This window comes from Martelella lutilitoris, from assembly GCF_016598595.1.
In the GTDB taxonomy this organism is placed as follows: Bacteria; Pseudomonadota; Alphaproteobacteria; order Rhizobiales; family Rhizobiaceae; genus Martelella; species Martelella lutilitoris_A.
Genome location: NZ_CP066786.1, coordinates 942,710 through 957,410, shown reverse-complemented (window position 1 = coordinate 957,410; position 14,701 = coordinate 942,710). Strand labels below are relative to the sequence as shown.

At 62.5% G+C, this 14,701-nt stretch carries 13 protein-coding genes; 6 read left to right on the top strand and 7 right to left on the bottom strand.

Features of this window, described 5'->3' with window-relative positions:
• Positions 1-82: 82 nt before the first annotated feature.
• From JET14_RS04400 to tesB, 3 genes are all read right to left on the bottom strand, one after another.
• Positions 83-1,411 (bottom strand): ammonium transporter, encoded by a 1,329-nt coding sequence (locus JET14_RS04400; protein WP_200336969.1) that lies wholly within the window; start codon positions 1,409-1,411, stop codon positions 83-85.
• Between the two features lie 22 nt (positions 1,412-1,433).
• On the bottom strand, positions 1,434-1,784 hold the full coding sequence (locus JET14_RS04395) for a P-II family nitrogen regulator (RefSeq protein WP_200336968.1): 351 nt from the start codon (positions 1,782-1,784) through the stop codon (positions 1,434-1,436).
• A 354-nt stretch (positions 1,785-2,138) separates the two neighbouring features.
• Entirely contained in the window at positions 2,139-3,029 is an 891-nt protein-coding gene (tesB, locus tag JET14_RS04390) for an acyl-CoA thioesterase II (RefSeq protein ID WP_200336967.1), read from the bottom strand.
• A 113-nt stretch (positions 3,030-3,142) separates the two neighbouring features.
• Between tesB and JET14_RS04385 the strand changes: the two genes are divergently transcribed.
• Together JET14_RS04385 and JET14_RS04380 are read left to right on the top strand one after the other, a co-directional pair.
• Positions 3,143-4,357 (top strand): ubiquinone biosynthesis hydroxylase, encoded by a 1,215-nt coding sequence (locus JET14_RS04385; RefSeq protein ID WP_200336966.1) that lies wholly within the window; start codon positions 3,143-3,145, stop codon positions 4,355-4,357.
• A gap of 179 nt (positions 4,358-4,536) precedes the next feature.
• Positions 4,537-5,964: an aldehyde dehydrogenase family protein gene (locus JET14_RS04380; protein WP_200336965.1), complete on the top strand. Its 1,428-nt coding sequence runs from the start codon at positions 4,537-4,539 to the stop codon at positions 5,962-5,964.
• A gap of 12 nt (positions 5,965-5,976) precedes the next feature.
• Here the strand turns inward: JET14_RS04380 and JET14_RS04375 are convergent, their stop codons facing one another.
• The 4 genes from JET14_RS04375 to JET14_RS04360 all read right to left on the bottom strand — a co-directional run bounded on the left by JET14_RS04375 (position 5,977) and on the right by JET14_RS04360 (position 10,334).
• Entirely contained in the window at positions 5,977-7,053 is a 1,077-nt protein-coding gene (locus JET14_RS04375; RefSeq protein WP_200336964.1) for an ABC transporter ATP-binding protein, read from the bottom strand.
• A gap of 19 nt (positions 7,054-7,072) precedes the next feature.
• The gene (locus JET14_RS04370) at positions 7,073-7,957 is read right to left on the bottom strand and encodes a carbohydrate ABC transporter permease (RefSeq protein WP_200336963.1); all 885 of its coding nucleotides are present in this window, start codon (positions 7,955-7,957) and stop codon (positions 7,073-7,075) included.
• Positions 7,950-8,888 (bottom strand): carbohydrate ABC transporter permease, encoded by a 939-nt coding sequence (locus JET14_RS04365; protein WP_200336962.1) that lies wholly within the window; start codon positions 8,886-8,888, stop codon positions 7,950-7,952. The genes JET14_RS04370 and JET14_RS04365 overlap by 8 nt, the downstream gene beginning before the upstream one ends.
• 150 nt (positions 8,889-9,038) lie before the next feature.
• Positions 9,039-10,334, bottom strand: coding sequence for an extracellular solute-binding protein (locus tag JET14_RS04360; protein WP_200336961.1), 1,296 nt, complete (start codon positions 10,332-10,334; stop codon positions 9,039-9,041).
• 214 nt (positions 10,335-10,548) lie between these two features.
• Between JET14_RS04360 and JET14_RS04355 the strand changes: the two genes are divergently transcribed.
• From JET14_RS04355 to JET14_RS04340, 4 genes are all read left to right on the top strand, one after another.
• The gene (locus JET14_RS04355; protein ID WP_200336960.1) at positions 10,549-11,748 is read left to right on the top strand and encodes an ROK family transcriptional regulator; all 1,200 of its coding nucleotides are present in this window, start codon (positions 10,549-10,551) and stop codon (positions 11,746-11,748) included.
• Positions 11,749-11,787: 39 nt separating this feature from the next.
• A complete protein-coding gene (locus JET14_RS04350) occupies positions 11,788-12,888 on the top strand; it encodes a Gfo/Idh/MocA family protein (protein WP_200336959.1) in 1,101 nt (366 codons plus the stop codon).
• 65 nt (positions 12,889-12,953) lie between these two features.
• Positions 12,954-13,595, top strand: a complete 642-nt coding sequence (locus JET14_RS04345) for a ThuA domain-containing protein (protein WP_200336958.1) — start codon at positions 12,954-12,956, stop codon at positions 13,593-13,595.
• A 50-nt stretch (positions 13,596-13,645) separates the two neighbouring features.
• Positions 13,646-14,677 carry an aldo/keto reductase gene (locus JET14_RS04340; protein ID WP_200336957.1) on the top strand — a complete coding sequence of 344 codons (1,032 nt, stop codon included), beginning with the start codon at positions 13,646-13,648 and terminating at the stop codon, positions 14,675-14,677.
• Positions 14,678-14,701 lie beyond the last annotated feature (24 nt).

Below are 14,701 nucleotides of genomic sequence, written 5' to 3'. Positions count from 1 at the left end.
GCCATACCCCAACAAAAAACCCGGGCCGCGGGGCCCGGGTTCGCGCGGCCCGCATGATACGGGCCGTAGCTCTGAAGCGGAATTACATGAATTCCGGATAGGCCTCGACGCCGACTTCCGACTTGTCGAGCCCGTCCGCTTCCTCTTCCGGCGAGACACGGATGCCCATGACGGCCTTGAGGATGAACCAGACGATCAGCGATGCTACGAAAGTGAAGACGCCGATCGAGACAATACCGATGATCTGCGTGCCGAAGGACGTGCCGTCATTGGTGAGCGGAACGATGAAGGTTCCCCAGATACCGGCGATCAGGTGAACCGGGATGGCGCCGACAACGTCGTCGACCTTCAGCTTGTCGAGCAGCGGGACGAAGACGACGACGATAACGCCACCGATACCGCCGATGAAGAGCGCGGCCGGAACGGACGGCGTCAGCGGTTCGGCCGTGATCGAGACCAGACCGGCAAGCGCGCCGTTGAGGACCATGGTGACGTCGACCTTCTTGTAGATGATCTGCAGCAGGATCATCGCAACGACGGCACCGGCAGCAGCAGCCAGGTTGGTGTTGACGAAGATCTTGGAGACGTCGCCGGCATCCGCGATCGAGCCGATGGCAAGCTGCGAGCCGCCGTTGAAGCCGAACCAGCCGAGCCACAGGATGAAGGTACCGAGAACGGCGAGCGGGATGTTGGAACCCGGCATCGGGTGAACGGAACCGTCAGCGCCGTATTTGCCCGCACGCGCACCGAGAACGAGCGCGCCGGCAAGAGCGGCCCAGCCGCCGACAGAATGAACCAGCGTCGAACCGGCGAAGTCGGAGAAGCCCATTTCAGCGAGCCAGCCGCCGCCCCACTGCCAGGAACCTGTGATCGGATAGAGGATACCGGTCAGGATGACGGTGAAGATGATGAACGGCCAGAACTTGATACGCTCGGCAACCGTACCCGAAACGATCGAGGCGGTCGTGGCGCAGAAGACCATCTGGAAGAACCAGTCGGAAGCGACCGAATAGCCGGCGGAACCATCATCCATGCCGGGGCCCGGGAAGACGTAGGGGCCGAACGAGCCCATGAAGCCGCCGTCGACGCCGGAATACATCAGGTTGTAGCCGGTGAACCAGAACATGATGCCGCCGACCGAATAGAGGGCGATGTTCTTCAGGCCCTGCATGGAGGCGTTCTTCTTGCGCACCAGGCCCATTTCGAGCATGGCGAAGCCCGCTGCCATCCACATGACCAGGAAGCCGCCGATGAGGAACAGCATGGTGTTGAGGATTTCAGCGGTTGCCGGCGAAACGCCGGTTGCCGTCGTCAGGTCGATCACAGTTTCGTCCTGAGCCAGCGCGGGAAAGGCAAAGGAAGCTGCCGCAACCGCCGTGACGCCCGCAAAGAGTTTGAGTTTGGAAGACATAGACTGATTACCCCCTGCTGTCTTACAGCGCTTCGGAATCGGTTTCGCCGGTGCGGATGCGCACGGCCTGTTCGATGGAATAGACAAAGATCTTGCCGTCACCGATCTGGCCGGTCTTTGCGGAGGAGGCGATCGCCTCGACAGCCTTCTCAACCACATCGGCAGCAACCGCGACTTCGACCTTCAGCTTGGGAAGAAAGCTGACGGCATATTCCGTGCCGCGATAAATCTCGGTGTGCCCCTTCTGCCGACCGTACCCCTTGACCTCGGTAACGGTCAGGCCCTGAATGCCGACAGCGGTGAGGGCCTCACGCACCTCATCCAGCTTGAACGGCTTTATGATGGCCATCACAATTTTCATCTGGTTTCCCATCCTTTGTTTACCCTCGGCTCCCGAAGGAACCGAATCTCCTTACCGCTTGGACAGGCGAATCCGTCAGCGGCCTATCAGAGACATACAAAGTCCGTGCCAGATTCGAAGTTTTCTTATAATCAATTGATTTTTATGATGATTTTATATCGCCAAACACATGGCGGCAAAACTGCGGCAGCATTCGCACGCAGATGTGCGCAAATCACGGCAATTGCCTAATTTTTATGCATATGGCTGAATGGGCTGCAAGACACAGTGTCCGAAACGATGAAACCGCGCCGTTCCGCGGGCAGGAACCGCGCGTTGCCCCAGGGCGTGCACACCCGCACGGAACTGCGGTGTGCCCTCCAGAATTCACTCGTAGAAAGGCCGGACATTCTCGTTGAGCCGGATCAGTCCCTCCTGGGCCACGGAGGCCACCAGCGTGCCGTCGCGGGCAAAGATCTTGCCATAGGCAAGCCCGCGCGCGCCGTTGGCCGAGGGGCTTTCATGCACGTAGAGAAGCCAGTCGGAAATGTCGAAGGGGCGGTGGAACCAGACCGCGTGATCGAGGCTCGCACCCTGGATGCCGTCGGAAAACACCGAGCTCTCATGCGGATAGAGCGTCGTATCGAGAAGCGTCATGTCCGACATGTAGGAGAGAAAGGCGGTCTGGTAGGCGCGGCCCTTGGGCGGCATGCCGTTGCCGCGGATCCAGATGCTCTGGCGCGGCGAGCGCTTCTTGCGCCACAGGAACTGCTCCAGGTCCACGGGGCGCAATTCGATCGGCCTTTCGCGCTTCCAGTAGTTGCGGATCGGCGCGGGCGCGTGTTCGGCATCGTTCATGATGTCGCTGGCGACCAGTTCCTCCGGCGGCGGCACGTCCGGCATCACGTCCTGATGCTCGAACCCCTCCTCCTCGATCTGGAAGGAGGCCGCCATGATGAAGATCGGCTCGCCGTGCTGTATGGCGCGGACATTGCGGGTGGAAAAGCTGCGCCCGTCGCGCAGGCGCTCCACCTGGAAGACGATCGGCACCTTGGTGTCGCCCGGCCGCATGAAATAGCCGTGCAGCGAATGGACGAAGCGGCCGGGCGGCACCGTGCGCTGGGCGGCGACGAGCGACTGCGCCACCACCTGCCCGCCGAAGACGCGTTGCCAGGTCGTGACCGGACTCTGCCCGCGATAAAGATTCTCCTCCAGCCGCTCCAGATCGAGCAGATCTGCAAGCACGCTGTCGCTTTGGGCAGGATTGGCCTGTGACATCCGGAACGCTTCCCTATATACCGCTTGACGTATTGCAATGCCGTATAGCAGCTTCGAAGGTGCTGATCGAGAGACCTGAAGCCAATGCCGGCACGACCGCAAGGGAGCGCGAAATGAAGGACATCATCATTGTCGGCGGTGGCTATGTCGGCCTCAGCGTCGCCGTTGCCGTCAAGAAGGCGGCGCCGCACCTCGATATCGAGCTGATGGAAGCCGCCCCCGAACATGTCTGGCAGAAGGACGAGCGCGCTTCGGCCATCATCGCCGCCGCGATCAACATGCTGAAGACGCTGGAGCTCTGGGACGACATCAAGGACGACGCCCAGCCGATCAACGACATGATCGTCACCGATTCGAAGACCGGCGAACCGGTGAAGCCGGTCTTCCTCACTTTCGCCGACCGCGCCGCGACGAACGAACCCTTCGCCTACATGATCCCGAACGTCTCCATGGTCCGCGCGCTCCGGCAGAAGGCAGACGAGCTTGGCATCACCATCCGCCACCGGGCTGCCGTCACGGCTTTCGAGAACAATGGCGGCCATGCGAAGATCACGCTTGCAGGCGGCGAGGAGGTTGCAACGCGGCTCGTCGTCGCCTGCGACGGCGTGCGCTCGCGGCTCAGAGACATGGCGGGCATCAAGACGGTGAAATTCGATTACGGCCAGTCCGGCATCGTCACCACCGTTTCCCATGAACGCCCGCATAACGGTCGCGCGGAAGAGCATTTCCTGCCGGCCGGCCCCTTCGCCATCCTGCCGCTCAAGGGCAACCGCTCCTCACTCGTCTGGACCGAACGCACCGACGATGCCAAGCGTCTGGTCGAAAGCGACGACATGGTGTTCGAGGTCGAGCTGGAGCGTCGTTTCGGACATCATCTCGGCAAGCTCGAACTTGCCGGCGGTCGGCGCGCCTTCCCGCTCGGCCTCACGCTGTCGCGCGCCTTCATTGCGCCGCGTCTGGCGCTGGCGGGCGATGCCGCCCACGGCATCCATCCGATTTCCGGCCAGGGCCTCAATCTCGGCTTCAAGGATGTCGCGGCACTCGCCGAAACCATCGTCGAGGCCGACCGCATGGGCCTCGATATCGGCGCGCTCGACACGCTGGAGCGGTACCAGAGCTGGCGCCGCTTCGACACGGTGCGCATGGGCATGACCACCGACGTCCTCAACCGACTTTTCTCCAACGATATAGGTCCGTTGCGCGTCGCCCGCGATTTCGGCCTCGGCGTGGTCGACCGCATGCCGGGCCTGAAGCGCTATTTCATCGAGGAAGCGGCAGGCCGCACCATGCATGACAAACCGAAGCTTCTGGCCGGCGAACCGCTCTGAATCGGGCCGGAGCAACAAGGCATCAAAGCGCCCGGGCACCTCGTCCGGGCGAACAGTTTCTCTAGAGCGCCGTGCGTCCATTCGGACGCACAAAGGACGCTCTAGCCTGTTGAATCTGCGCATCGTGCTTTCCGAAAATCAATTCCGATTTTCGGGCCGATGCGCCAGGGAGCGAGGCCATGACCAACAATCTGAAATTCTTCATCGACGGCGCCTGGGTGGACCCGATCGCGCCGAAAACGCTGGACGTGATCAATCCCGCGACCGAGGAGGTCTTCACGTCCATCTCCATCGGCGCTGAAGGCGATGTCGACCGCGCGGTGGCCGCCGCAAAGACGGCCTTCGAAACATTTTCACTGACAACGAAAGCCGAACGGCTCGCGCTGCTGAAGCGTATTCTCGAGGCCTATAACGAGCGCTACGAGGACATCGCCCAGGCCGTCAGCCGCGAAATGGGCGCGCCGATCGCCTTTGCCCGCGGCTCGCAGGCCGCCGCCGGCCGCGGCCATCTGGAGGCGACGATCAAGGCCTTCGAGGATTTCGAACTGGAGAAGCCGCGCGGCAAGGCGATGATCGTGCGCGAGCCGATCGGCGTCTGCGCGCTGATCACGCCGTGGAACTGGCCGCTGAACCAGATCGTCTGCAAGGTGGCGCCGGCAATCGCCGCCGGCTGCACCATGGTGCTGAAGCCTTCCGAGATCGCGCCAATCTCCGGCGTTATCTTCTCCGAGGTGATGGAAGCGGCCGGCACGCCGAAGGGCGTCTACAACATGGTGCAAGGGACCGGGCCGGATGTCGGCCAGGTCACGGCCGGGCACCGGGACGTGGACATGGTGTCCTTCACCGGGTCCACCCGCGCCGGCATCATCGTTGCCAAGACGGCTGCCGATACGGTCAAGCGCGTGGCGCAGGAACTCGGCGGCAAGTCCCCGAACATCATCCTGCCCGATGCCGATCTGGAGGCCGCGGTCCGCGCCGGCGTCGCCTCCTGCTTCGAGAATTCAGGACAGTCCTGCGACGCGCCGACCCGCATGCTGGTGCCCGCCGACCGCCACGACGAGGCGCTTGGCTACGCCAGGGCAGCGGCCGAGAGCCATGTCACCGGCGACCCAAAATCTGAGGACACCGTGCTCGGCCCGGTGGTCTCGAAACAGCAATATGACAAGATCCAGCGGCTGATCGAAACGGGCATTGCCGAAGGCGCGACGCTCGTCACCGGCGGGCCCGGCAGGCCCGAGGGTCTCGAGCGCGGCTATTACGTGCGGCCGACGGTCTTCGGCAATGTGAAGAACGACATGACGATCGCGCGCGAGGAAATCTTCGGGCCGGTGCTTTCGATCCTACCCTATGAGGACGAGGACGAGGCCGTCGCAATCGCCAATGACACGGTTTATGGACTTGGCGCCTATGTCCAGTCCGGCAATATCGAGCATGCGAGAGCCATTGCACGGCGCATTCGCGCCGGATCGGTCTATCTCAACTATCCCGACTGGGACACGATGGCCCCCTTTGGCGGCTACAAGCAGTCCGGCAACGGCCGCGAATATGCCGACTGGGCGATCGACGATTTCCTTGAAATCAAGGGTATTGTCGGCTGGCAGCCGTAAGCCGCCCTGCGCTCAAAGCGCTGCGCCGGTTTCCGCATCGAAAATGTGAACCCGTTCGGGATCGATCTTTGCCTCGAACGGGTCGTCGTGGTGGACCTCGCGCTCGCCATCGATGATCGCGGTAACCTGCTGGCCCCCGAGTTCGAAGACGACATGGCTTTGCGCGCCGGTCGGTTCCACCAGAAGCGCGGTCCCCTTGATCACCGCGCCATCGCCGATATCCGGGTTCAGATGTTCGGGGCGAAGTCCCACCGTCACCTTCTGGCCGCGGGCGATTCCGTGGTGGTTCTTGGAGATCGGCAGCAGCGTGCCGTCGGAAAAGCGCACCGAGGGCACGCCCTCGTCCGCCTCGATCACCGCCGGCAGAAGGTTCATCGCCGGCGAGCCGATGAAGGCGGCAACAAACAGGTTCGCCGGTTTCTTGTAGAGTTCGAGCGGCGTGCCCTGCTGCTCGATATGCCCCTTGTTCAGAACCACCACGCGGTCGGCGAGCGTCATCGCCTCGATCTGGTCGTGAGTGACATAGATGGAGGTGGTCTCGACGCGCTGGTGCAGCGTCTTGATCTCCGAGCGCATCTGCACCCGGAGCTTGGCATCAAGGTTCGACAGCGGCTCGTCGAACAGGAAAACGGCCGGATTGCGCACCACGGCGCGGCCCATGGCAACGCGCTGGCGCTGGCCGCCGGAAAGCTGCGAGGGCTTGCGGTCGAGCAGCGCCGTCAGGTCGAGCATGCGCGCCGCCTCCCCTACCCGTTCCTCGATCTCCGCCTTGGGACGTTTGGCAAGGCGCAGGTTGAAGCCCATGTTTTCGGCCACCGTCATGTGCGGATAGAGCGCATAGGACTGGAACACCATGGCGATATTGCGCTCGCGCGGCGTCAGGTCGTTGACGATCTCCCCGCCGATCGAAATGTCCCCGCCGGTGATTTCCTCAAGCCCGGCGATCATGCGCAACAGCGTGGACTTGCCGCAGCCTGACGGCCCGACCAGGGCAACGAACTCGCCATCCTTGATGTCAAGCGAGACGCCGTGGATCACCTCGAGCGCGCCGTAGGACTTTCTGACAGTGTTGAGGGTGACGGATGCCATTTTGAACAAGCTCCCCGGTTCACGACTTGACGGCGCCGGCGGTGAGCCCGGCAATGATGTGTTTCTGGGCGACGAAGAAGGCGATCACCGTCGGCAAGATGGTGAGCGTGATGAAGGCGAGCACGAGTTGCCACTCGGTCGCGAACTCGCCCTTGTAGACCATGATGCCGAGCGGCCAGGGGTAGCGGTTTTCCGTGTTCAGCATGATCAGCGGGATGATGTAGCTGTTCCAGCTCTGCACGAAGGCGATGATGCCGACGGTCGCAATGATCGGCCGCGACAGCGGCATGGTGACATGCCAGAAAAAGCCGATATAGCCGCAACCGTCCACAAAGGCGGCATCGAACAGCTCCTCCGGCAGGTTGCGGAAATAGTTGCGAAACAGAAGGATGCTCATGCCGAGCCCGAAAGCGACCTGCGGCAGGATCACGCCCCAATAGGTGTCGAGCAGGCCGAGGTCGCGGATGCGGATATAGAGCGGCAGAATGGCCGTCGCCGCCGGAAACATCAGGCCGATGAGGAAATAGTTGAGCAGATAGTCCGCGCCGAAGAACCGCACATGGGCGAAGCAGAAGGCGGCGCAGGCGGCGAAGACGATGGTCAGGAACACGGTCACCGCCGCGATCAGCAGCGAGTTGCCCATCTGCAGCCAGTAGCGCTGCGACAGGAGAATATCCGTATAGTTGCTCCATTGCCATTCGTTCGGCAGGCCGAAGGGATTTCCGCGCAGGTCCGGCAGGGTCTTGAAGCCGCCGAGCGCCGTGGTCAGAAGCGGCACGACGACGATGCCGGCGACGATCAGCAGCGAGACATAGACATAGGTCTGCGTGCTCACGGAGAGCTTTCGGCCCTCGCCGCCCGATTTCGCGGCATCGATCGGTGCACTTTCGGAGATCTCAGTCATTTTTCATGAATATCCGTTTGTAGCCGAAGGCCAGCGTGACGCAGATGACGAACAGGATGACGCCGACGGCGCTGCCGAAACCAACCTGCATGCGGGTAACCCCGAAATTGTAGAGAAAGGTCACCATGGTCTGGGTCGAGTTCGATGGGCCGCCGCCCGTCAGCGGCATGATCAGATCGAAGAGCTGCAGCGAGCCGATGACCGCGAAGAACACCGAGAGCCTGACGGTGGAGCCAAGCATCGGGAGCGTCACCAGCCGGAACTTCTGCCAGCCGGTCGCGCCGTCGACATCCGCCGCCTCCAAAATGCTGCGATCGATCGCCTGCAGGCCGGCAATGAACAGCATCATGTGAAAGCCGAAATACTTCCACACGACGACGGCGAGGATCGCGGGCATGGCGGTGTCGGGATCGGCCAGCAGGAACGGCGGCTCGGCGCCGAAGAAATGCCAGATGCCCGCGACCAGACCGAAATCGCCGTCGTAGACGAAGCGCCAGATCATGCCGGCGGCGACATCGGCAAGCACATAGGGCAGAAAGAAGATCAACCGAAAGAACAGGGCGCCCTTGATCCGTTTGGTCACCATGGTCGCCAGCCAGAGCGCCAGCGGCAGCTGAATGACGATCGAGACGAAGATGATGAGGAAGTTGTTGATCAGCGCCGTCTTGAAGGCGGCGTTGCGGAAAATGAGCTGATAGTTGCGCAGATCCACCCATTTCGAGGGAGCGCCGTAACCGTTCCAATGAAAGAAGGAGTACCAGGCCGCTTCGCCCATCGGCAAGATCACCAGAACGGTGAAGAGCAGCAAGGCCGGCGGCAGGAAGATGACCAGCACCGGCAGCTTGGTGTGGGCGAGCGAGCGCCGCCTTCTGGGTCTGCCCGGAGGCGCAGCGCCGACGGGCGGCGGCAGGATGGAGTCTGTCGTCGTCATATGGATGTTCCAGCGAGCTTTTTCGGCGGCGTGGAAGCGCCATTTTCCCTAGGCGTGACCATTGAAAGCCGCAGCGGAAAAGCGCGCCAATCCCGGTCACTGCAAGGCCGAGTTTGCAGGCTCCGCACAGGCGGAGCCCGCAGACCGGTCCTACATGTTTTCCAGTTCGAACGTGTCCTGGATCTGTCGCGCCGCATCTTCGGGCGAGATCTGTCCGGACATGATGGCCACGCTCATGTCGTTGACGACGGCGCCGACATTGGGACCGAGATCCTGGTCGAGATAGTTCTGGTGCCAGGTTTCCTTGGAAAGCGCCTCGGCGCTGACCTTCAGCAGGGGATCGGTGATGGTTTCCGCCACGCCCTTCGTGACCGGAATGGTTTTGGCGACGGCGCTCCAGCGCTTGGCGACATCGGGGCTGGTGAAGTATTCGAGGAAGCCTTCCGTTTCGGGCGGCGCATCCTTGGTTACGGCCCAGCCGGTCAGGCCGCCGAGATTGTCGGTGACAACGCCCGGCGCACCTTCGATCACCGGGAAGGGAAAGATGCCGATATTGTCTTCGGCCAGTCCCTTGCCGTCGGTCGAATTGCTTGCCTGCGTGCGGCCGGTGCTCTCGAAGGAGAGGATCATCGCCGCGCGGCCATCGCCATAAGCGGCAAGCGCATCATTCCAGGTGGCGCCGAGATAGCCGTTCTGGAACGGCTCGAGCGCGCCGAGTTCGGCGGCAAGCTCCCCGGCCTTGACAAAGGGCTCTCCGGCGAAACCGTTGCCTTCGCCGGCCTTGGCTGCGGCAAAGCCGTCCTGGCCCGCCTCGCGCATGGCGAGGTAGCTCCAGTAGAAATGAAGCGGCCACTTGTCGCCGCCGCCGCCGGCGATCGGGGTTATGCCGGCATCCTTGAGCGTCTTCACGGCGCTAATGAAGTCATCCCAGGTCTTGATCTGGGCGCCGTCCACGCCGGCCTTTTCGAAGAGTTCCTTGTTGTAGAAAAAGGAAACGACGCCCGTCTGCGTCGGCGCGGCCCAAACCTTGCCGTCGATCGTCATGCCATCGATGGACGAGGCATTGAGCTGGTTGCGCCACTTGCCGCCGTCGGCATCGAGCGCCGGCGTGATGTCGCGCAGCACGCCGGTTTCGCCCTGCGCCTTCAACACGCCGCCGCCCCAGGTATAGAACATGCTCGGCACTTCCGACGACTGCAGCAATGTCGGCAATTTGGCCTTGAAGGCCTGATTTTCGAGGAATTGCATGTCGATCGTGACGCCGGGATTGGCCTGTTCGTATTCGTCGACAATCTGGTTCCAGAGCTCGAGCACCGGCTCCTGGTTTTCCAGATGCAGCCATTTGATGGTAGTATCAGCGGATGCCGTCGCGCTGGTCGCTGCCAGAGCGGCAATGCTCACGGCAACGGCCGCGCTGTGGCGCAGCCATTTGCGTAGTCCTGACATTTGCACTCCTCCCAAAGCACTTTTTTTCAGTCTCCGGATTAAATAAACGGCCAGACTGGATTTTTGTCAACTCCCATTTTCCACGCCGCCCTCCGCTTCCCTCGCAATTGTCGGAAAATCGGCGAGAATTCCCTTGCGCGGCGAGGATAAACGGGACTAAAACTTCCGGCGATTTAATTCGCGATGCGGAAAAATAGAGCGCATTGGGAGGAACATGAAAACTGCCGACCCGGAACTCATGCGGGCCATCAACCGGCTGAGCGTATTGGATACGATCCGCCGCAACGGCCCGATTTCGCGCATCGAGATCAGCAAGCGCACGGAATTGTCGACCAGCACGGTCTCCGCCATTACCGCGTCGCTGATCGACGACGGCCTCATCCTTTCGCGCCATGAAGGCGACCTGCGCAACGCCGCGGCCCGCGGCCGACCGAGGGTGATGCTGGAACTCAACCCCGAGGCCTCGCGCATCGTCGGCGCAAAGATCGCCGCGACGCGCATGACCTTCGTGGTCGCCAATTTCTCCGGCGAGGTGCTGTCGGAATTCTCGCTGCCGGTGCGCATCGACCGCATGCCGATCGACGTGATTGCCGATCTGGTCGAGGACGGCGTGCGCGCCTGCGTGATGGATACGGGGTTGACGCTTTCCGAGATCGACATGATCTGCCTCGGCATTCCGGGCGTGGTCGAGCACCGCACCGGCGTGGTGCGCTCAAGCCCGATCTTCAGCGACGAGAACGTGGATTTCGCCGCGGTGATGTCGCCGCGCTTCGGCATTCGCACGATCGTGGAAAGCGACGTCCATGCCGTGACGCTCGCCCACCACTGGTTCGGCAAGGCGCGGCATCTGGACGACATGGTGCTGATCTCGCTGGAGCGCACGCTCGGCCTCGGCGTTCTGCACAAAAGGGAGCTTTTCCGCGGCGCGGGCGGGCTCAGCCACAATCTCGGCGACCTCGTCCTTGGCAGCAGCGCCGACGGCATTTCCCGGCTGGCAAGCCTCGCGGGCGAGAGCGCAATCCTGGGCGACGGCCCGCGCGGGGGGCTCTACGCCGATGCGATCAGGCTCGGCCGCGGCATTTCGCACGCCCAGACGCTGATTGCGGCAAAGGATACGCAGATCATCTCCGCGGCCGAACGCGCCGGCGAGGCCGTCGGCGTCACGGTCGCCAATATTGTTACCCTTTTCGCCCCGCCCCGCGTCATTCTGGTGGGCGCCAGCCTCGCCCTCGGCAAGCCCTTCATCGACCGGCTGACGGAAGGCTTCAATTGCGCGATCCCGCCGTCCCTCGCCGATGTCAGCGAACTGGTTTTCGATGACGCCGACGATTTCTTCTGGGCGCGCGGGGCAGCGGCCGTCGCCCTTTACGAGCTTTATGAATCGCCATGGAGCACAACCGGCCCCGCGCTTTGAGCGCTGCGGGGCGTTCTTTACTTTCGGGAGGAGTGAAAGATGGAAAAAGTCGGCATCGGCATCATCGGATGCGGCAATATTTCGGGCGCCTACCTGAAGGCGATGGCGGGTTTCGACATTCTCGACATCCGCGGCGTCGCCGACCTCAACCAGGCGGCGGCTGAAGCAAAGGCGGCCGAATTCAGCGTCCCCGTCAGCACGATCGATACGCTGATGGCGGATCCCAAGGTCGAGATCATCCTCAATCTCACCATTCCCCGCGCCCATGTGGAGGTGGGCCTGAAGGCGCTTGCGGCCGGCAAGCACGCCTATTCGGAAAAACCGCTCGGCATTAATTTCGCGGAAGGGAAAAAACTCGCCGAGGCGGCGGAGAATGCGGGCCTCAGGATCGGCGCGGCGCCCGACACCTTTCTCGGCGGCGGACACCAGACCGCGCGCAAGGTCGTCGACAGCGGCGCGCTCGGCCTCGCCGTTGGCGGCACGGCGAGCTTCATGCGGCCGGGACATGAATCCTGGCACCCGAACCCGGATTTCTATTATGATATCGGCGGCGGCCCGATGCTCGACATGGGTCCCTATTACATCACCGACCTTGTCAATCTTTTCGGTCCGGTCAGGAAGGTGGCGGGGTTTGCCACCATGCTGCGCAAGGAGCGGACGATCACCAGCGAGCCACGCCGCGGTGAGACGATTTCGGTGAAGGTGCCCACCCATATCGCCGGCGTGCTCTCCTTCGAGAACGGCGCGGTGGTGCAGGTGACGATGAGCTTCGACGTTGCCGGTCACAAGCACCTGCCGATCGAGGTCTACGGCACGGAGGGCACGCTTCTCGTGCCCGACCCCAATTTTTTCAAGGGGCCGGTCTCGCTGCTGAAGAAGGGCGGCGACTTCGAGGACTATCCCGTCGACCAGCCCTATGCCGATGGCAATTACCGCTCGATCGGCCTTGCCGATATGGCCTATGCGATCCGCAACAACCGGCCGCATCGCGCAAACGGCGAACTGGCGCTGCATGTGCTGGAAGTGATGGAAGCCTTTGAGCGCGCTGCCGAAACGGGACGGACGGTCGAGATCAGCACATCCGTCCGGCGTCCTGCGCCACTGTCAGAATCACTCGTCAACGGCGTGCTCGGCAAATAGGCCGAAGGCGACAGAAATTCAAACCGGCCGGCGCGGCGCCGGCTGATGCCAAGAGGAGAACAAACATGCGCGAAGCACTCATCGTCTGGGGCGGCTGGAGCGGCCACGAGCCGGAGGAATGCGCCCATATCATCCGCGACATGCTGCAGGAGGACGGTTTCAAGGTCTATGTGGAGCATTCCACCGAGGCCTTCGCCGACCCGCAGATCAAGGATTTGAGCCTGATCGTGCCGATCGTGACCATGTCGAAGATCGAGAAGGAGGAGGTAAAGAATCTTTCGGCCGCCGTCGAGAGCGGCGTCGGCATTGCCGGCTATCACGGCGGGGCGGGCGACGCCTTCCGCGATTCGGTCGATTACCAGTTCATCATCGGCGGCCAGTGGGTCGCCCATCCCGGCAACATCATCGACTACCGGGTGAATGTCACGAAACCGGACGATCCGATCATGGAAGGCATTTCGGATTTCCCCTACACTTCAGAGCAGTATTACATGCACGTCGATCCCTCGAACGAGGTGCTGGCGACCACCACTTTTGCCGGCGACCATGCCGAATGGATCGATGGCGTGGTCATGCCCGTGGTGTGGAAACGGCGTCACGGCAAGGGCCGGGTCTTCTATTCCTCGCTCGGCCATGTGGCGAGCGAGTTTGAGGTTCCGGAGATGGCCACCATCTTCCGTCGCGGCGCCAACTGGGCGGCGCGCTGATCGAGCAATCATGCGCAGAATAGTCTGCGCCGAAATAACAGGAGAAAATCATGGAATATCGCAGGCTTGGAAACAGCGGCACGGTCGTCACCAATCTCTGCCTCGGAACCATGACCTTCGGCGACGAGGCAGACGAGGCGACGTCCTTCCGCCTGATGGATGCCTATGTGGAGGCCGGCGGCAATTTCATCGATACGGCCAATGTCTATTCCACCGGCCTCTCGGAGGAAATCGTCGGCCGCTGGCTGAAGCAGAAGCCGGGGATCACCAGGGAACTGGTGATCGCCACCAAGGCTCGCTTTCCGATGGGAGACGGGCCGAACCGCATCGGTCTTTCGCGCAAGAACCTGGCCGAAGCACTCGATGCCTCGCTTGTCCGCCTCGGCGTGGAACAGATCGACCTCTACCAGCTTCATGCATGGGACGCGCTGACGCCGCTGGAGGAGTCGCTGCGGTTTCTCGATGACGCCGTTTCGAGCGGCAAGATCGCCTATTACGGCTTTTCCAACTTCATCGGCTGGCAGTTGACCAAGGCGGTCTGGATCGCCAGGTCGAGCGGCTTCGCCGCGCCGGTGACGCTGCAGCCGCAATACAATCTTCTGGCGCGCGGCATCGAACACGAGATCGTGCCCGCCTGCGAGGATGCGGGCATGGGCCTCCTGCCCTGGTCGCCGCTCGCCGGCGGCTGGCTTTCCGGAAAATACAAGCGCGACCAGATGCCGACCGGCGCGACCCGTCTCGGCGAAAATCCGGCGCGCGGCATGGAAGCCTACGACAAGCACAATGCCAAAACCGTGACCTGGGAAGTGCTGGGCGCGCTGGAAGAGATTGCGGACGCGCACAACGCCAGCATGGCGCAGGTGGCGCTCGCCTGGCTTGCCGCCCAACCGGCGGTCACCTCCGTCATTCTGGGCGCGCGCACGGAGGCCCAACTTGCCGACAATCTCGGCGCGGCAGACCTGAAGCTTTCAGACGCGGAAATCGGTCGGCTCACCGAGGTCAGCACCCAGACCATGCCGGATTATCCTTACGGCCCGGCCGGCGTCGCCCAGCGCTTCCGCAAGATCGAGGGCGGGCGGTAAGGATAAACAGAGCAGCAAGCGCGG